Genomic DNA, 16990 nt, shown 5'->3' on the forward strand with positions numbered 1-16990 from the left:
TTACGCTTCCCCCAAATAGGCTTTGATCACTTCCGGGTTGTCGCGGATCTGCTCCGGCGTACCGTTGGCCAATGGCGTGCCCTGGTTGATCACCACGATGTGGTCGGAAATGCTCATGACCAGTTTCATATCGTGTTCGATCAACAGCACCGTGGCGTTGTTTTCCTCACGCAGCACCGTGATCAGCGCCTTGAGGTCTTCGGTTTCCTTGGGGTTCAGGCCGGCGGCCGGTTCGTCGAGCATCAGGATCCGCGGGCGGGTCATCATGCAGCGAGCGATTTCCAGTCGGCGTTGTTGGCCGTAAGCCAGGGTGCCGGCCGGGCGGTTGGCGAACTCGGTCAGGTTGACCTTGTCCAGCCAGTACGCCGCGTATTCCATGGCCTCGCGCTCGCTCTTGCGGAACGCCGGGGTCTTGAACAGGCCAGCAAAGAAGTTGGTGTTCAAGTGCCGGTGCTGGGCGATCAGCAGGTTTTCGACCGCCGTCATGTCCTTGAACAAGCGCACGTTCTGGAAGGTACGCACCACGCCCTTGCGGGCGATCTCGTGACCGGCCAGGCCCTGGATGGGTTGGCCATCCAGCAGGATGCTGCCACCGCTCGGCTTGTAGAAGCCGGTAAGGCAGTTGAACACCGTGGTCTTGCCGGCGCCGTTCGGGCCGATCAGCGCCACAACCTGTTTCTCTTTGACGGTCAGGGCCACGCCGTTGACCGCGAGCAAGCCGCCAAAACGCATGCTCAAGTTTTCGACTTTCAGGATCTCGCGGCTCATTTGCGCAGCTCCATGTGTGGGCGTTGCATCGGCAGCAGACCTTGGGGACGCCAGATCATCATCAGTACCATCATGGCGCCGAACATCAACATGCGGTATTCGCTGAACTCACGCATCATTTCCGGCAGCAGGATCATCACGATCGCCGCCAGGATCACGCCCAGCTGCGAGCCCATGCCACCCAGTACCACGATGGCGAGAATGATCGCCGACTCGATAAAGGTGAACGACTCCGGGGTCACCAGGCCTTGGCGCGCGGCGAAGAAGCTGCCGGCGAAACCGGCGAAGGTTGCCCCCAGGGTGAATGCCGAGAGTTTGATGACGGTCGGGTTCATGCCTAATGCACGGCAGGCGATTTCATCTTCGCGCAACGCTTCCCACGCGCGGCCGATCGGCATGCGCAGCAGGCGGTTGATCACGAACAGTGCCGCCAATGCCAGCAACAACGCCACCAGGTACAGGAACACCACTTTGCTCACCGGGTTGTAGTCGATCCCGAAGTATTCGTGGAAGGTCTGCATGCCTTCGGCTGCGGTGCGGTCGAACGACAGCCCGAAGAACGTCGGTTTGGGGATGCTGCTGATGCCGTTGGGGCCACCTGTGATATCGGTGAGGTTCCGCAGGAACAGCCGGATGATTTCACCGAAGCCCAGGGTCACGATCGCCAGATAGTCACCGCGCAGGCGCAGCACCGGGAAACCCAGCAGGAAGCCGAACGTGGCCGCCGCCATGCCGGCCAGTGGCAGGCAGATCCAGAAGCCCCAGCCCAGGTAGTGCGAGAGCAGCGCGTAGGTGTAGGCACCCACGGCATAGAAACCCACATAACCGAGGTCGAGCAGGCCGGCCAGGCCGACTACGATGTTCAGGCCCAGGCCCAGCAACACGTAGATCAGGATCAGGGTGGCAATGTCGACGGCGCCGCGCGAGCCGAAGAACGGCCAGATCAACGCGGCCACGATCAGCCCGATGATGATGTAGCGCTGGGTACGCGGCAGGGTCAGGAATTGGCTGACCTTGGGCGACACCAACGGGCCACGGTTGCCCTTGAAAAACGCACCGACCTGCTGGGTGAACAGCACGCGCAGGAACATCAGCACCGAGCACAGGGCGATGATGGTCAGGGTCACGGGACCGGTGCCATGCACTTCCAGGTTGATGCCGACAATGCTCAGCTTGAGGCCGAGTACCGGAAAGGCCACGGCCCAGACCAGCAAGGCGCTGAAGAACGCCGATTTAAGATATCTGCTCATACTTTCTCAACCTCCGGACGACCCAGGATGCCGGTCGGACGGAACAACAGCACCAGAACCAACAGGCCGAACGCCACGACGTCCTTGTACTGGTCGCCGAACACGTCGGCGCCAAAGGCTTCAGCCACACCCAGCACCAGCCCGCCGAGCATCGCGCCCGGAATACTGCCGATACCGCCCAAGACCGCTGCGGTAAAAGCCTTGAGGCCTACCAGGAAACCGGCGTTGGGGTTGATCACGCCGTACTGCATGCTCAGCAGCACCGCCGCAATGGCTGCGAGTGCGGCACCGATCACGAAGGTCAGGGCGATGATGTTGTTGGTGTTGATGCCCAACAGGTTGGCCATCTTGATGTCTTCGGCGCAGGCCCGGCAGGCGCGCCCCAGACGGGAGCGGGAAATGAACAGGGTCAGGCCGAGCATTGCCACCAGGGTGACGACGAAAACCAGCACCTGCATGTACGAAATCAGCACTTCTTGTGCGCCACCTGGGCCGAAGGAGAAGCTCCCCGGAATCAGGTTGGGAATGGACTTATCCTTGGAGTCCTGGGACAGCAATACAGTGTTCTGCAGGAAAATCGACATGCCGATGGCGGAAATCAGCGGGATCAAACGGTTGCTGCCACGCAAGGGGCGGTAGGCGACGCGCTCGATACTGTAGCCATAAGCACTGGTCACGACGATCGATGCCAGGAACGCAGCGGTCATCAACAGCGGCAGGGAATGGATACCCAGCATGGCCAGCCCGGCAAGGGCGATGAAGGCCACGTAGGAACCAATCATGTACACCTCGCCATGGGCGAAGTTGATCATTCCAATGATGCCGTAAACCATTGTGTAGCCAATGGCTATCAAGGCATAGGTGCTGCCAACGGTCATGCCGTTAACCAGCGTTTGGAAAAAATGATAGATCTCAGGCATTACAGCGCTCCTAAAAACCCGATACGCATTTCACTGGTGGAGTCATTTCCGGCTCGGTGCCCTGCTCTGTGATCAGGTTGCACGAAGCGTTTGCCAGCGAACCGCTGGTGACGGTTTTAAGATTTTCAGGTGAGCCAGCGCCCGGATCGCGGGTGACATGGCCCATAAACCTCGTAAAACAAAGCCCACTGCTCTCACAGTGGGCTTGTTGGACCAGTAACGCCTGGCTTACTGAGGGGAAACTTCGGTTTTTGGTTTACCGAAGTGCCATTCGTAGACCACGAATTTGAAGTCCTTCAGGTCACCCTTGGCGTCGAAGCTCAGGTCGCCAGTTGGGGTCTTGAAGGTGCCGGCGTGGATAGCAGCAGCCACTTTGGCGGTGTCTTCGCTTTTCGCGGCGGCGATACCGCCGGCGATCACTTCAACGGCCGAGTAGGCCGGGAACACGAACGGACCGGTTGGGTCCTGCTTGTTCTTGGTGAACTCTTCAACGATGGCCTTGTTGGCCGGGTCGGTGTCGAAGGATTTCGGCAGGGTAACCAGCAGGCCTTCGGAAGCGCCCTGGGCGATTTGCGAGATGGAGTCGTTACCCACACCTTCTGGGCCCATGAACTTGGCGTTCACGCCTTTTTCCTTGGCCTGGCGCAGGATCAAGCCCAGCTCTGGGTGGTAGCCGCCGTAGTAGACGAAGTCGACGTTGGCTTGCTTGAGCTTCTGGATCAGCGAGCCGAAGTCTTTGTCGCCAGCGTTGATGCCTTCGAACAGGGCGACTTTCACGCCTTTCTTCTCGAGGGTCTGCTTGACGGCGGTGGCGATGCCTTCACCGTACTGCTGTTTGTCGTGGATAACAGCAACGACTTTCGGCTTCACGTGGTCGGCAATGTAGTTACCGGCCGCTGGGCCTTGGGCGCTGTCCAGGCCGATGGTACGGAACACCAGCTTGTAGCCACGGGAAGTGATTTCCGGGCTGGTAGCCGCCGGGGTGATCATGATCACGCCTTCGTCTTCATAGATGTCGGACGCTGGCTGAGTGGAGCTGGAGCAGAGGTGACCGACCACGAACTTGACGCCGTCGTTGACCACTTTGTTCGCTACGGCAACGGCTTGTTTTGGATCGCACGCATCGTCGTATTCTTTCGCTTCAAGCATTTTGCCGTCGACACCGCCCTTGGCGTTGATGTCAGCGATTGCCTGCTTGGCACCCATGAATTGCATGTCGCCGTATTGCGTCACTGGACCTGTCTTAGGCCCGGCGATACCGATCTTGATGGTGTCGGCTGCGAACGAATGGCCGGCAACCCCAGCCAGGACCATAGCGGCAAACAGTTTGGAAATCTGCTTAGTAGCCTTATTCATAGTGCTCCACTCTTACTGTTGTATTTTTTATAGTTCTAGCGGCCTTGTGAGCTGCAGAACCGGATCAGATATCGCGGATATCCCCCCGGCATTGCCCTGGCAACTGTACCGGTACAGTGTAGAGCGCCGGTTGATCGCTTGAAAAGCTGGCTGCTGGGGGCAAACCTTGGGTGTGTCGCTTTAATGAAAGAAAAAGACAGAATTGCGGCGGGCTTATGCCAGAGTTTCGGGCAATCCTTGGCTTTCCTGACACTTTCGTTCGGTGCCTCATTTGCAACTGGGTTTTTCTGCCTGACGCCTGACGCTATGATTGCGCCGATTTTTTCTTCAGGTGAATTCCCATGACGCAAGAACCTAGCACCCTCTATGCCAAGCTGCTCGGTGAAACCGCCGAAATTTCCTGGAAGGAGCTTGAACCGTTCTTTGCCAAGGGTGCCCTATTGTGGGTCGACGCTGGCCTGGATTTGATCGAAGCGGCCGAAGGAATGGCCGAGGATAACCGCGACAAAGTCGCTGGTTGGCTGGCCGCAGGGAGCCTTGGCGAAGTGTCTGCGACGCGGGCGTTGGACTTGGTTGAGCGTGATCCGAGCCTGTGGGCGGTCGTGGTTTCGCCGTGGATTCTGATCCAGGAAAGGGCGGCGCAAGAAAGGCTCGCACTATAAAGGTGCGCGTTTTCTTGCCGAGCAAGTGTGTAGCCGAGTAACCGCTGGCGCCGTGATGGCATCTTGCCGTAGAGAAAGGTCACAGGTGACGGTGACGTAAGCGTCACGGGAACAGTTTTAAAGTGGGCGGAACATCGGGGGAATTGTTTCCGGGTGTGGCAAAGCCAGATCGTTCCCACGCAGAGCGTGGGAACGATCAACCCTGACTTTTCAAGAGGAGTACCCGGCGTACTCCGATGATTCGGCCGCTCGTCGGCGTTCATCCAAGTAGATGATGGCTAAATCCCAAAGATACGACGTCATCGAATGGGCCTGACAATCGACGGCGGGCCGATGCGGCCTGCACCAGGGTCCTTCGGCGCGATGGCGTCCTTATTGCCCTCGATGCTGAACGGGTAGAGTGGGTTGCGCATCTGGATGCCCTGGATCACACCCACCACATCGCTCAAAGGCACCGCCGGGCTCAGCAGGTAACCCTGGATAAAGTCGCAGCCGTGCTTGAGCAGCAGTTCAAATTGCGCCTGGGTTTCCACGCCTTCGGTGACCACCTGCAAGTGCAGGGTATGGGCCATGCCGATGATCGCCTGGACGATCTCGACATCGGCGGTGGACTTGGGAATGTCCTGGATAAACGACCGGTCTATCTTCAGGGTATTGAGCGGCAGGCGCTTGAGGTAGGCCAGGGATGAATAACCGGTGCCGAAATCATCAATGGCCAGCGAAACGCCCAGGGCGCGGATCTGGCGCAACAGCGCCAGGGTGCTGCTGATATTGCCCATCAGCGCGTTTTCGGTGACTTCCAGTTCCAGGCGGCTGGCGGCGATCCCGGCAAAACGCAGGGCGGCTTCGATCTCATCTGCCAGCTCGTCACGGGCCAGGTTCAAGGCCGAGCAATTCACGGCCATGGTCAGCTCGGTGTAACCGCGGTCAGACAGCAGGCTCAAATCGTGACAGGCCTGACGCAATACCCAGTGGTCGAGTTCGGCAATCAACCCGTTGTTTTCGGCGATGCCGATAAACCGGTCCGGGGCCAGCAGCCCATGTTGCGGATGTTGCCAGCGCACCAGTGCTTCCAGGCGGGTGACCTTGCCCAGCTTCATGTCGAAGATCGGCTGGTAGAACAGCACCAATTCATTGCGGCCGCGCAACGCAGCGCGCAATTGCTCCTCCAGTTGCAGCTCGAGGAAGGCGCGGGTTTTAAGGTTGGAGCTGAAGAAGTTCAAGCTGTTGCGACCGGCATCCTTGGACTGGTACAGCGCCAGGTCAGCGGTTTTAAGCAACTCTTCGCAGGTCAGTCCGTCATCGGGGAACAGGCTGATGCCAATGCTGGTGGTCATCACCATGCGCCGGCCGGCCAGTTCGATTGGTTCTTTCATCTTATGCATGATGCGCTGGGCCAGGTGCCGCGCTTCGTCGCGATGGTGAATGTTGATCAGGATGCAGAACTCGTCGCCGCCAAACCGCGCGACCACATCGCTATGGCTGCGCACCGACCCCTTGATATGCCCGGCCAGTACGGTGAGCAGTTGGTCGCCGGCATCGTGGCCAAGGCTGTCATTGATGCGCTTGAAGTGGTCGATATCGAGGAAGATCACCGCCATCATGCCGTGGCCGGCGGTTTTTTCGGCGACCTTCTCGGCAAAGATCTGGTTGAAGCCGCGACGGTTGAGCAGGCTGGTCAGCGCATCGAAGTGCGCCACTTGTTGCAGCGAGGCACGGGCTTGGTCCAGCTCACTGAGCAGGGCGTTGACCCGGCGCAGGTCACGCTCCTTGTGCTGCAGTTTTTTGTCGGCGAGGGCGGCGCTGACGCTGCTGCCAATCACCAGCAGGGTGATCACGGCCACCGACAGGCCCAGTTGAATCGGGTTGTTATCCAGTGGCAACGACAGGTCAGCGCCGGCCGGTACCAGCATCCGCATGGCCGCCATGCCGGTGAAGTGCATGCTAAGGATGCCGGCGCCCAGCACCAGGCTGGCGGCGTACTTGAGCAGTTGATGAAACACGCCGGCGCCGGTGCGCAGGTAGCTCGACAGCAACAGCGCGGCCAGGCTGGCGCCGATGGCAATCGCCACGGAGGCCATGAACAGGTCGGTCTCGAAGTACACATCGGCCTGGGAGCGCATGGCCGACATGCCCACGTAATGCATCAGCGCGATACCCAGGCCCATCCATACCGACGCCAGCAGGTATTGATGGAATCGCAGATGGGTATGACTCAGGGTTTGCATGGCGAACAGTGAAGCGATCAAGGCGATCACCAGCGAGGCGAACGTCATGATCAATTCATAATGAATGGCGATAGGTGCCTGGAAGGCCAGCATGCTGATGAAGTGCGTCGACCAGATGCCACCCGCCAGGCAACCCGCTCCCAGCCAACGCCAATGACGGCGGGCGGTAGGGTCTTCGACATGGCCCACGCGCTCAGCCATGTCCAGCGTGCCGAAGCCGGCCGCGCAAGCAACCAGATACGCCAGTAGCACCAGAAAAGGGTTATGACTGCAATTGAGTAATAAGTGCCCGTTCTCTGGCAGGTCGGTAAAAAAATGCAGACCCAGCCATTCCATAGCAAGCCCCGTCATAGCGTCACGTCACAGCCAACGGCGATGACCTATGAAGTCGAGTATAGAAGCCGCGCAGGATTTTCCATGGATAATGGCACTTTGCTTTCAACCATTTTGGCATGCCTGCCATAGCGTTTGATGCTAAGCGCTGATCGGCAGGTCCAGTTCAAAAGGTGCTTCTAATGGCGGCAGGCCAAAGGCGGCGCGAGCGGTATCGCAGTCGACGTTCTGCTCGCCCTGGCTCCACGACGCATCGAACTCTCGGCAGGGGCTTGAGCGTTGTTCATAGATGGTGCAACGGGTGCCCTTGCCGACCTCACCCTCGAGGCTGCAACACCTGGCGGGTTTCTGGTCGGTACCAATCATCGCCACGCGTGTGGGGTTGATCTGCACCACCAGGTCATCGGGCACCGTGCCGCCCGATGAGGCGCACTCGCCCCAGAAGAAAGACACACGAAAGTGTGAACAGCAGGCACCGCAACTCAGACACGGACTGGCTTCGGACATGGGCGTCATCGATAAGAAAAGTAGGATGTGGGTGTTACGGAAGGCTCGCCATTCTATCCGTGCCATGGCGGTTGGGAAGGGGGGCGCGAACTTATATTTTCGTAGGGAAAGTCCCGTCGCTGCGGGTGAAATCATGCCCTATCAGCTTTACGAATCATTACAGACAAGCGTGCCTGGCCTGATTATGTTGCAGGTACCGGGCAGGATGCATCGGGCATCGCAGCTCTCATAACAATAAAAGAGACGGACCCATGCAGAACTCGACCCAAGCGGCGAATGCCTGGCGCATTCTGTTCCTGCTGTTCCTCGCCAACCTGTTCAATTTCTTCGACCGCACCATCCCCGCCATCATCATCGAGCCAATCCGCATGGAATGGCACTTGAGCGACTTCCAGCTCGGTATCATCGGCACCGCCTTCACCATCGTCTACGCCATCGCCGGCCTGCCGCTCGGGCGCCTGGCCGATACCGGCTCACGCAGCAAACTGATGGGCTGGGGCCTGTTTGCCTGGAGCGGGCTGACGGCGGTCAACGGCATGGTCGGCAGCTTCTGGACCTTTTTGCTGGTGCGAATGGGCATCGGCATCGGTGAAGCCAGCTACGCGCCGGCGGCCAATTCGCTGATCGGCGACCTGTTTCCCGCCCACCGCCGCGCCCGGGCCATGGGCATTTTCATGTTGGGCCTGCCGTTGGGCCTGCTGCTGGCGTTCTTCACCATTGGCGCGATGGTCAAGGCGTTCGACAGCTGGCGCGCACCGTTCTTTATCGCCGCCGTGCCGGGGCTGATCCTCGCGATCTTTATGTTCTATATCAAGGAACCCAAGCGCGGCGCAGCGGAAACCGTGCAAGTCTCCCAGGAGCGCGTCGACCGCCCGATTCGTCGCGTTCTGGCGGTGCCGACCTTCCTGTGGCTGGTGCTGGCCGGGTTGTGCTTTAACTTCGCCACCTATGCGTGCAATTCATTTTTGGTGCCGATGTTGCAGCGTTACTTCCTGATGCCGTTGCAGGACGCCGCGGTGGCCACCGGCGTGATCGTCGGCATCACCGGGCTGGTGGGCCTGACCCTGGGCGGCTGGATTGCCGACAAGATCCATCAGCGCGTCGCCAACGGCCGGCTGCTGTTTGCCGCGTGCAGCTTGATTATCTCGACCATTACCACTGCCTGGGCCTTGCACGCGGGGCGCATTGAGATTGGCGTGTTTGTGGCGCTGTTCAGTGTGGGCTGGTTGTTCGCCTATAACTTCTACACCTGCGTGTACACGGCCATTCAAGACGTGGTTGAGCCACGCCTGCGCGCCACGGCGATGGCGCTGTTTTTTGCCGGGTTGTACTTGCTCGGCGGTGGCATGGGGCCGGTGGTGGTGGGCGGCCTGTCCGACCATTTTGCCCATTCGGCGATGTACGCCGATGGCGCCTCGCAGATGACCGAGGCGTATAAAGCGGTTGGGTTGCACGACGCCATGTACCTGATTCCGGTGGCGCTGTTCTTGACCATGCTGTTTCTGTTCCAGGCCTCGCGCAGTTTTGTGCGCGATGCCAAGAAGATGAAAGATGGGTTGGGGGCGGTTGAGGTGCCGGCTGCTGCCGCTGTAGCTTGATCGTTCCCACGCTCCGCGTGGGAATGCATCCTGTGACGCTCTGCGTCATGCTTCTAGGAGCGGACGCAGAGCGTCCAGGGCGGCGTTCCCACTCAGAGCGTGGGAACGATCAAAGGCCCGCATGTTGATCAACCCGCCACCAACACTCGAATCGCCTCCAACCGCAGCGCAGCCTTGTCGAGCATGGCCAGGCCTTGCTCGCGTTGGTTGCGCAGCGCCACCAGTTCGCTGTCGCGCACGGTCGGGTTGACCGCTTGCAACGCGGTCAGGCGCGCCAGTTCTTCGTCGGTGTCGGCTGCCAGACGGCGTTTCGCCTCGGCCACACGCTCGGCGTGACGCGGGGTGATCTTCTCTTCGCCGGCATTGATGCGTGGCGTGAGCTGATCGCGCTGGGCCTGCACAAACTTGTTGGCGCTGGCGCGTGGCACGCTTTCCAACTGGTCGTTCAAGGTTTCAAACGACACACGACCGGACAGGTCATTACCGTTGGTATCCAGCAGGCAGCGCAAGGCGGCCGGTGGCAGGTAGCGGCCCAGTTGCAGCGAGCGCGGCGCAACCACTTCACTGACGTAGAGCAGTTCGAGCAACACGGTGCCTGGCTTGAGCGCCTTGTTCTTGATCAGCGCCACGGCGGTGTTGCCCATCGAGCCGGACAGCACCAGGTCCATGCCACCTTGCACCATCGGGTGCTCCCAGGTGATGAACTGCATGTCTTCACGCGACAGCGCCTGGTTACGGTCGTAGGTGATGGTCACACCTTCGTCGTCGCCCAGGGGGAAGCTGGCGTCGAGCATTTTTTCGCTGGGCTTGAGGATCAGTGCGTTTTCCGAATGGTCCTCGCTGTCGATGCCGAAGGCGTCGAACAGGGTTTCCATGTAGATCGGCAGGGCGAACTGGTCGTCTTGCTCAAGAATGTCTTCCACCAGCGCATCGCCTTCACCCGCGCCGCCGGAGTTGAGCTCCAGCAAGCGGTCGCGACCGGTGTGCAGTTCCTGTTCCAGACGCTCGCGCTCGGCACGCGCTTCGTCGATCAGGGCTTGCCACTCGCCGTCGTCGGCGTTTTCCAGCAGCGGCAGCAGGCGTGGGCCGAACTGATGTTGCAAGGCGTTGCCGGTCGGGCAGGTGTTGAGGAACGCGTTCAGCGCTTCGTGGTACCACTGGAACAGGCGCTCTTGCGGGCTGGTTTCCAGGTACGGCACGTGCAGTTCGATCATATGCTTCTGGCCGATCCGGTCCAAACGGCCGATCCGCTGTTCCAGCAGGTCGGGGTGGGACGGCAGGTCGAACAGCACCAAGTGGTGGGAGAACTGGAAGTTGCGGCCTTCACTGCCGATTTCCGAGCAGATCAGCACCTGGGCGCCGAACTCTTCGTCTGCGAAGTAGGCAGCAGCGCGGTCACGCTCGAGGATGTTCATGCCCTCGTGGAACACCGTGGCCGGGATGCCGGAGCGCACGCGCAGGGCGTCTTCCAGGTCCATGGCGGTTTCGGCGTGGGCGCAGATCACCAACACTTTGGTGCGCTTGAGCATTTTCAGCTGGTCGATCAGCCACTCGACGCGCGGGTCGAAGCGCCACCAGCGGTTTTCTTCTTCAACATCCGGTTGCGATTGGAAGCTGACTTCCGGGTACAGCTCGGCGTGTTCACCCAGCGGCAGTTCGAGGTATTCGTCCGGGTTCGGCAGCGGGTAGGCATGCAGCTTGCGCTCCGGGAAACCCTGCACGGCGGCGCGGGTGTTACGGAACAGTACGCGGCCGGTGCCGTGGCGGTCGAGCAGCTCACGCACCAGGCGTGCGCTGGCTTCGGTGTCGCCATCGTTGACGGCGCTGAGCAGTGCTTCACCTTCGTCACCGAGGAAACCCTGGATGGTTTTGTGCGCTTTTGGCGACAGGCGGCCCTTGTCCAGCAGTTCCTGCACGGCTTCGGCTACCGGGCGATAGTTCTCGCTTTCGGCGCGGAAGGCATGCAGGTCGTGGAAGCGGTTCGGGTCCAACAGGCGCAGGCGTGCGAAGTGGCTGTCCTGGCCCAGTTGTTCCGGGGTGGCGGTGAGCAGCAGCACGCCAGGGATCACTTCGGCCAGTTGCTCGACCAGCGCGTATTCCGGGCTGGCTTTTTCTTCATGCCACACCAAATGGTGGGCTTCGTCGACCACCAGCAGGTCCCAGCCAGCAGCGAACAGCGCGTCCTGGGCCTTCTCGTCGTCCACCAGCCATTCGAGTGCAACCAGTGCAAGCTGGGTGTCTTCGAACGGGTTGGCGGCATCGCTTTCGATAAAACGCTCTTCGTCGAACAGCGCAACCTGCAGGTTAAAGCGGCGGCGCATTTCCACCAGCCACTGGTGTTGCAGGTTTTCCGGCACCAGGATCAGCACGCGGTTGGCGCGACCCGACAGCAACTGGCGATGAATCACCAGGCCGGCTTCGATGGTCTTGCCCAGGCCCACTTCGTCGGCCAGCAATACCCGTGGCGCGATACGGTCAGCGACTTCGCGAGCGATGTGCAGTTGGTGAGCAATAGGTTGTGCACGCACGCCGCCCAGGCCCCACAGCGAGGACTGCAACTGACGGCTGGTGTGTTCCAGCGTGTGATAGCGCAGCGAGAACCAGGCCAGCGGGTCGATCTGCCCGGCGAACAGACGGTCGCTGGCCAGACGGAACTGGATGAAGTTCGACAGTTGGGTTTCCGGCAGGGTGACCTGCTCGTTCTGCCCATTGAGGCCGTGGTAGACCAGCAGGCCATCGACGTCGTCGACTTCCTGTACGGTCATTTTCCAGCCTTCGAAATGGGTGATGCTGTCACCCGGCGAAAACCTCACACGAGTGAGGGGCGCATTCCGTAGCGCATACTGACGAGTGTCGCCAGTGGCCGGATAGAGCACGGTCAACAAGCGCCCGTCCTGTGCCAGAACGGTGCCTAACCCCAGCTCTGCTTCGCTGTCACTAATCCAGCGTTGCCCCGGTTGATACTGCTGCGCCATGCTGCCTGACTCCCGCCGTGAAAAAGCCGACTATTCTAACGGAACACGGCTTCCAGACCAAAAGGAATAGCTGCAGCTTCAAGCTTTAAGCTCCAAGCGGCAAGAAAAAGGGCGATATGTTCGTCGGATAGATGACGATTGGTTCACAAGTTGGGGGCTTGATGCTCAAGTCGCCCCTCCCGCAGCCGACAGTCTGCGCAATAGGAGACTAAAAACCATGCTGCCACCCATACTGCCCTTGAGCGTTGTGCCGGTCACGTCGCAACTTGATCCGGTGCGCCAGAAGCCGGATATCCCGCCCGTGGTGCCCGTGCAGGCCGGCTCCAACGAAAGCACCATCGACCTGAAAAAGGGCGATGCCGAGCAGTCGACTTTGTTACTGCGCGAAAAACAACGCCGCCAGCAAGAACAGCAGAAACGCCGGCGCGAAGCGGATGAAGACCCTGACGCGCACTTGGCGATCCCCGGCGATGAGCTCAACGCCGACAACACCGTGCCGGTAGCGCCGCTGATCGAGGACGCGCCGCGCCAGGGTTTGTGGGTGGACGTCGAGGTTTAATCGCGCAATTCGCGCAGCGCGGCGATCAGCAACTCGATGTCGTGTTCGGTGTTGAGTGGGCTGACAGAAACCCGCGCGATGCTTGTAAGACCCCGCGCCTGCATATCCAGAGGCGTGTAGGCCACACCATTGGCGCCGATGTTGATGCGCTTTAATCCCAGCCGACGTTTGAGTTCAAACGCCTCCCAGCCGGCGAGGTTAAAGGCGATCAGTCCTGAGTGAACCGTGCCCAGATCGTGCAGGGAAACACCCGGAATCTGACGCAGCGCGTCGCGGATTCGTCCGCTAAGCTGCAAGACCCTTTCCCATGTCCGCTCCACGCCCAGTCGGTTAACTTCCTGCAACGCATTGCCCAACCCCGCTAATAAGGCGTAGGACACTTCGCTGGTTTCAAAGCGGCGGGCATCGTTACGCAGGTCGAACCCTTCAACGGTCCAGGGCGCCGAGAACACGTCGCGCTGGGCGGGGTTCAGGCGTTGCAGAAAGTCTGGTCGCACATACAGCAGCGCCGTACCCCGCGGCCCGCGCAGGTGTTTACGCCCGGCCGACTTGAGCACATCGCAGTGCAGCGCCTGCACATCCACCGGCAACTGGCCGACCGCTTGGCCGGCGTCGATGAAGTAGGGGATTGCGTGGCGCCTGGCCACTTCGCCGATGGCTGGGGCAGGGTTGATCAGGCCGCCGTTGGCCGGCAGCCAGGTCAGGTCGATCAGCTTGACGTTGGCATCAATCATTGCTTCCAGCGCCAATGGGCAGACTGCGCCGGTTGCATCGCAGGGAATCACCTCCACTCGGGCACCCGTTTGCACGGCCAACTGCATACTCGCCAGGTTGCCGCCCCATTCATGGCGCCCGACCAGAATGCGATCGCCCGGCTGCCACGGCCCCAAGGCCTGGAAAGCCAGGCTCCAGGCGGTTGAGCCGCTGCTGGCGAAGGCAATCGAGGAGACGGGCGCATTGAGTAATTGCCCAGCTGCGCGCCGGGCTTTTTCTACCAGGATCGCGCCATGCTCGCCGGCCTCCATCGGGCCATCGCGGGCTTCGCGTTGCAACTGGTCGATGATCGCGTCGAGGGTGGCTTGGCTCGGCAGCGAGGCACCGGCATGGTTGAAGTGCACGATGCCTGATTGGCAGCCAGGTGTGTCGTCACGCAGATGCTGGACCTGCAGCGGGCTCACGACAGCAGCTCGAAAATTGCGTCCACCTCCACGGCGACGCCGGCGGGCAGGCTCGACACACCGACGGCGGTGCGCACGTGCCGGCCTTTGTCGCCCAGGGCATTGACCACCAGATTGGATGCGCCATTGGCAACTACGCTTTGGCGCGTGAAATCGCCGCTGCTGGCGATGAACACGCCCAAGCGGAGAATGCGCACTACACGCGACAGGTCATCACCGACGGCAGCACTTAACTGGCCGAGCAAGCCCAACGCCGCCAGCTCTGCTGCCTGGGCACCTTCTTCATCGCTGAGGGATTGCCCCAGCCGGCCGATGTAGGCGGGTTTGCCGTCGAGCATAGGAATTTGCCCGGAGATAAACAGCTGGTTCTGGCTGACCACATGATTGATGTAATTGGCCGCCGGCTGGCTAGGGGTTGGCAGCGTCAGGCCAAGGGCTTGTACGCGTTGGCGGATGGAGTCGCTCATGTTGGATCCTCTTGGGTTAAGAGGTTTGAGCATGTTTGTTGTATCAATGGGCGACAAACGGATAGATCTCACTCGACGTATCGAAATAGCTCATGCATCGGCGCAGGTGTCTTTCAACCATTGACTGAAGCATTCGACCGCTTGGCTCGCAGGGCCTTGAGGCACGATCAGCCAGTAACCGATTTCACTGTGGTAGGGCGGCCAGTCGAAGGCTTCTACCAGGCTGCCTTCCTTGAGCCTGCGCTCTATCAGGCGGTGACGGCCCATGGCGATGCCTTGGCCAGCCACGGCGGCTTCGACCACGATGTTGTAGTCGTGCAGCAGCACGCGGGAATGGTGGTCGAGGTTGACCTGGTAGTGCGCCGACCAATCCGTCCACTCGAAAGGGCGGTGCGAGGTGGCCATCAACAAGGGCGCATTGTGCAGTTGGCTGGCCTTGAAGGCCGGGCTGCACACCGGTGAAATGACTTCCGCCATCAAACGCGTGGCCTGTACATCGGGCCAGTCGCCCTTGCCATAGCGGATGGCCAGGTCGACCTCGGCGGTGGCGACGTTGGCTAATTGAATCGCCGGCAGCAGTTCCACCTGGATATGCGGGTAGCGGTTGAGAAACCCGGCCAGACGCGGGGCCAGCCACAGGGTGGCAAACGAGGCCAGCAGGCCCACGCGCAAAATTGTGGTCGTGGGGGCGACTTTCTGCGCGCGGGTGGCGGCGGCGATCATATCGAGGGCCGGGCGGATTTCGTCGTAGTAACCTTGGCCGTCGGCGGTCAGATCAATCGCGCGGGTGCGTCGGATAAACAGTGGTTTGCCCAGATACTGTTCGAGCTTTTGCACTTGGTGGCTGAGTGCGCTCTGGGTAACCGACAACTCATTGGCGGCCTTGATAAAACTCAAGTGCCGCGCCACCGCCTCAAAAGCGCGCAGGGCCAGCAGCGGCGGAAGGTCATTGTGCAGTGCCAACTGAGTGCGCCTACAGGGTAAGTTGGAAAGTGTCGATTTTGGGCGATGTGCTTCCTTTTGTCGCCCGCAGATTCTCCTGTCGTAGTTTGGGGATATGCCCTACATCTCCCCGGGCAGCCGTGCGCAAAGCTCTGTGTCTTTTTTGAGACGGTAGAGCGATGAAACTCCCTATAAAGGCAAATGTGATCGGGTTGGCTGTTTCAATGGGCCTTTGCGCGGGCGCAGCAGCGAATGAGTCACCGCTGGTCGGGGCCTGGAAGCTGGTCGGCTATCAGGTCGAGTCCCAGGATACCCGTGAGAAAATTCCGGCAATGGGCAGCCGTCCTTCCGGGCGCGTTATTTTTACCGCGGATCATCGAGTGGCTTTCGTGTTGACCGGTGAGGGAAGAAAAGCCGGCGCTTCCGACGCTGAAAAATCAGCGCTGTTGAATACGCTGGTGGCTTATACCGGTATTGAGCGGGTCGAGGGCAATCAATGGTGCACAGAGGTTGATTCTGCCTGGAATCCGGCGTGGGTGGGGACGGTGCAATGCCGCGATTTTCAGGTCAGGGGCGATACGCTGGAAGTGCTGACGCCCTGGCGCCAAATGCCGAATTGGCCGGGGACTACACGTTCCATCATTACGTTTGAGCGGGATAAATAAGCGCCAGGAAAGAGAAGTACGAGGATTTTCACCCTGGCATTTGCCGTCGAGCGGGAGAGGCCGCATTATTGAGCCATTCCCGCCACGACGTAAGCCCAGCCATGAGTGAAGACGACAAACTGATCGACCTGAATGCCGAACGTGCCAAACGTGTGCATGACTTGAATGACAAGCGCCTGAATGAAGTTCGCCAGGCATTTGAGCAGGCGATGCCGCTTGGCAAAGTTAAGAAAAAACCCAAGAACAAGCCGAAAAAGCGTTGAAACAGCCTGCATTTGTTGATGCAGGTCAGTTATTACCCTTCTTTAAGCCCCGTTGCGGGCGACATTGATCCCGGTCAATTTTCCACTCCGCCTTCTCCATTAACTTAGCCCTATCGCAACAGGGCATGAGCAGGAGGCCGGTCATGTTTTTCGATAATGTGGTGTTTGCCGGGGTGCTGACTGTCAGCCTCATGGTGCTGTTTTTTGTAGGGTTTGGGATTTTTATCTGGAAGGACGCTAATAAGCGTAAAGAACCGTAAGTTCTTCTGGGTTACATGAGCACGCAAGGCATTTTGGGCGACTTCGGTCGCCCTTTTTT

At 59.9% G+C, this 16990-nt stretch carries 17 protein-coding genes; 7 read left to right on the forward strand and 10 right to left on the reverse strand.

The annotated features are described in order from the left end of the window. The 4 genes from livG to AOA62_RS10300 form a co-directional block, all read right to left on the reverse strand. Nucleotides 1-768: a high-affinity branched-chain amino acid ABC transporter ATP-binding protein LivG gene (gene livG / locus AOA62_RS10285; protein ID WP_017137210.1), complete on the reverse strand. Its 768-nt coding sequence runs from the start codon at nucleotides 766-768 to the stop codon at nucleotides 1-3. After that, nucleotides 765-2018: a high-affinity branched-chain amino acid ABC transporter permease LivM gene (locus tag AOA62_RS10290; protein WP_099548585.1), complete on the reverse strand. Its 1254-nt coding sequence runs from the start codon at nucleotides 2016-2018 to the stop codon at nucleotides 765-767. The genes livG and AOA62_RS10290 overlap by 4 nt, the downstream gene beginning before the upstream one ends. Further along, entirely contained in the window at nucleotides 2015-2938 is a 924-nt protein-coding gene (livH, locus tag AOA62_RS10295) for a high-affinity branched-chain amino acid ABC transporter permease LivH (RefSeq protein ID WP_017137212.1), read from the reverse strand. Before livH ends, AOA62_RS10290 begins: the two co-directional genes overlap by 4 nt. 228 nt (nucleotides 2939-3166) lie before the next feature. Then, nucleotides 3167-4294: a branched-chain amino acid ABC transporter substrate-binding protein gene (locus tag AOA62_RS10300; protein WP_017137213.1), complete on the reverse strand. Its 1128-nt coding sequence runs from the start codon at nucleotides 4292-4294 to the stop codon at nucleotides 3167-3169. 138 nt (nucleotides 4295-4432) lie between these two features. Between AOA62_RS10300 and AOA62_RS31405 the strand changes: the two genes are divergently transcribed. Beyond that, nucleotides 4433-4639 carry a hypothetical protein gene (locus AOA62_RS31405; protein WP_138453093.1) on the forward strand — a complete coding sequence of 69 codons (207 nt, stop codon included), beginning with the start codon at nucleotides 4433-4435 and terminating at the stop codon, nucleotides 4637-4639. Further along, entirely contained in the window at nucleotides 4636-4956 is a 321-nt protein-coding gene (locus AOA62_RS10305) for a DUF2288 domain-containing protein (RefSeq protein ID WP_017137214.1), read from the forward strand. Before AOA62_RS31405 ends, AOA62_RS10305 begins: the two co-directional genes overlap by 4 nt. Before the next feature lie 299 nt (nucleotides 4957-5255). Here the strand turns inward: AOA62_RS10305 and AOA62_RS10310 are convergent, their stop codons facing one another. After that, nucleotides 5256-7520, reverse strand: a complete 2265-nt coding sequence (locus AOA62_RS10310) for a bifunctional diguanylate cyclase/phosphodiesterase (RefSeq protein ID WP_099548586.1) — start codon at nucleotides 7518-7520, stop codon at nucleotides 5256-5258. A 138-nt stretch (nucleotides 7521-7658) separates the two neighbouring features. Continuing rightward, the gene (locus AOA62_RS10315; RefSeq protein WP_099548587.1) at nucleotides 7659-8024 is read right to left on the reverse strand and encodes a YkgJ family cysteine cluster protein; all 366 of its coding nucleotides are present in this window, start codon (nucleotides 8022-8024) and stop codon (nucleotides 7659-7661) included. Between the two features lie 251 nt (nucleotides 8025-8275). On the opposite strand from AOA62_RS10315, the gene AOA62_RS10325 reads away from it, so the two are divergent. Continuing rightward, nucleotides 8276-9622, forward strand: coding sequence for an MFS transporter (locus tag AOA62_RS10325; protein ID WP_017137218.1), 1347 nt, complete (start codon nucleotides 8276-8278; stop codon nucleotides 9620-9622). Nucleotides 9623-9750: 128 nt separating this feature from the next. On the opposite strand, the gene rapA is transcribed toward AOA62_RS10325, so the two are convergent. After that, entirely contained in the window at nucleotides 9751-12597 is a 2847-nt protein-coding gene (gene rapA, locus AOA62_RS10330; RefSeq protein ID WP_099548588.1) for an RNA polymerase-associated protein RapA, read from the reverse strand. Nucleotides 12598-12814: 217 nt separating this feature from the next. Here rapA and AOA62_RS10335 point away from each other — a divergent pair, with 217 nt between their 5' ends. After that, nucleotides 12815-13156, forward strand: a complete 342-nt coding sequence (locus AOA62_RS10335) for an aspartate-semialdehyde dehydrogenase (protein ID WP_099548589.1) — start codon at nucleotides 12815-12817, stop codon at nucleotides 13154-13156. Here AOA62_RS10335 and AOA62_RS10340 read toward each other — a convergent pair. From AOA62_RS10340 to AOA62_RS10350, 3 genes are all read right to left on the reverse strand, one after another. Further along, a complete protein-coding gene (locus AOA62_RS10340) occupies nucleotides 13153-14334 on the reverse strand; it encodes an aminotransferase class V-fold PLP-dependent enzyme (RefSeq protein WP_099548590.1) in 1182 nt (393 codons plus the stop codon). The genes AOA62_RS10335 and AOA62_RS10340 overlap by 4 nt on opposite strands. Continuing rightward, nucleotides 14331-14801, reverse strand: coding sequence for a RidA family protein (locus AOA62_RS10345; RefSeq protein WP_099548591.1), 471 nt, complete (start codon nucleotides 14799-14801; stop codon nucleotides 14331-14333). Before AOA62_RS10345 ends, AOA62_RS10340 begins: the two co-directional genes overlap by 4 nt. A gap of 90 nt (nucleotides 14802-14891) precedes the next feature. Continuing rightward, nucleotides 14892-15764 (reverse strand): LysR substrate-binding domain-containing protein, encoded by an 873-nt coding sequence (locus AOA62_RS10350; RefSeq protein WP_099548592.1) that lies wholly within the window; start codon nucleotides 15762-15764, stop codon nucleotides 14892-14894. A 158-nt stretch (nucleotides 15765-15922) separates the two neighbouring features. On the opposite strand from AOA62_RS10350, the gene AOA62_RS10355 reads away from it, so the two are divergent. The 3 genes from AOA62_RS10355 (at nucleotide 15923) to ccoM (ending at nucleotide 16931) form a co-directional block, all read left to right on the forward strand. After that, a complete protein-coding gene (locus AOA62_RS10355; protein ID WP_099548593.1) occupies nucleotides 15923-16408 on the forward strand; it encodes a lipocalin-like domain-containing protein in 486 nt (161 codons plus the stop codon). Nucleotides 16409-16476: 68 nt separating this feature from the next. Next, entirely contained in the window at nucleotides 16477-16671 is a 195-nt protein-coding gene (locus tag AOA62_RS10360; protein WP_138452551.1) for a hypothetical protein, read from the forward strand. A gap of 143 nt (nucleotides 16672-16814) precedes the next feature. Then, the gene (gene ccoM / locus AOA62_RS32575; RefSeq protein WP_017137226.1) at nucleotides 16815-16931 is read left to right on the forward strand and encodes a cytochrome c oxidase subunit CcoM; all 117 of its coding nucleotides are present in this window, start codon (nucleotides 16815-16817) and stop codon (nucleotides 16929-16931) included. Nucleotides 16932-16990: the final 59 nt, after the last annotated feature.

This window comes from Pseudomonas sp. 2995-3 (assembly GCF_002742565.1).
GTDB lineage: Bacteria > Pseudomonadota > Gammaproteobacteria > Pseudomonadales > Pseudomonadaceae > Aquipseudomonas > Aquipseudomonas edaphica.

Excerpts from the sequence above, each read along its gene's own strand:
- AOA62_RS10315 (WP_099548587.1), bottom strand. The coding sequence starts at position 8,024 with ATGTCCGAAGCCAGTCCGTGTCTGAGTTGCGGTGCCTGCTGTTCACAC.
- AOA62_RS10310 (WP_099548586.1), bottom strand. The coding sequence starts at position 7,520 with ATGGAATGGCTGGGTCTGCATTTTTTTACCGACCTGCCAGAGAACGGG.
- ccoM (WP_017137226.1), top strand. The coding sequence starts at position 16,815 with ATGTTTTTCGATAATGTGGTGTTTGCCGGGGTGCTGACTGTCAGCCTC.
- AOA62_RS10345 (WP_099548591.1), bottom strand. The coding sequence starts at position 14,801 with ATGAGCGACTCCATCCGCCAACGCGTACAAGCCCTTGGCCTGACGCTG.
- AOA62_RS10300 (WP_017137213.1), bottom strand. The coding sequence starts at position 4,294 with ATGAATAAGGCTACTAAGCAGATTTCCAAACTGTTTGCCGCTATGGTC.
- AOA62_RS10335 (WP_099548589.1), top strand. The coding sequence starts at position 12,815 with ATGCTGCCACCCATACTGCCCTTGAGCGTTGTGCCGGTCACGTCGCAA.
- AOA62_RS10325 (WP_017137218.1), top strand. The coding sequence starts at position 8,276 with ATGCAGAACTCGACCCAAGCGGCGAATGCCTGGCGCATTCTGTTCCTG.
- AOA62_RS10290 (WP_099548585.1), bottom strand. The coding sequence starts at position 2,018 with ATGAGCAGATATCTTAAATCGGCGTTCTTCAGCGCCTTGCTGGTCTGG.
- livH (WP_017137212.1), bottom strand. The coding sequence starts at position 2,938 with ATGCCTGAGATCTATCATTTTTTCCAAACGCTGGTTAACGGCATGACC.
- rapA (WP_099548588.1), bottom strand. The coding sequence starts at position 12,597 with ATGGCGCAGCAGTATCAACCGGGGCAACGCTGGATTAGTGACAGCGAA.
- livG (WP_017137210.1), bottom strand. The coding sequence starts at position 768 with ATGAGCCGCGAGATCCTGAAAGTCGAAAACTTGAGCATGCGTTTTGGC.
- AOA62_RS10355 (WP_099548593.1), top strand. The coding sequence starts at position 15,923 with ATGAAACTCCCTATAAAGGCAAATGTGATCGGGTTGGCTGTTTCAATG.
- AOA62_RS10305 (WP_017137214.1), top strand. The coding sequence starts at position 4,636 with ATGACGCAAGAACCTAGCACCCTCTATGCCAAGCTGCTCGGTGAAACC.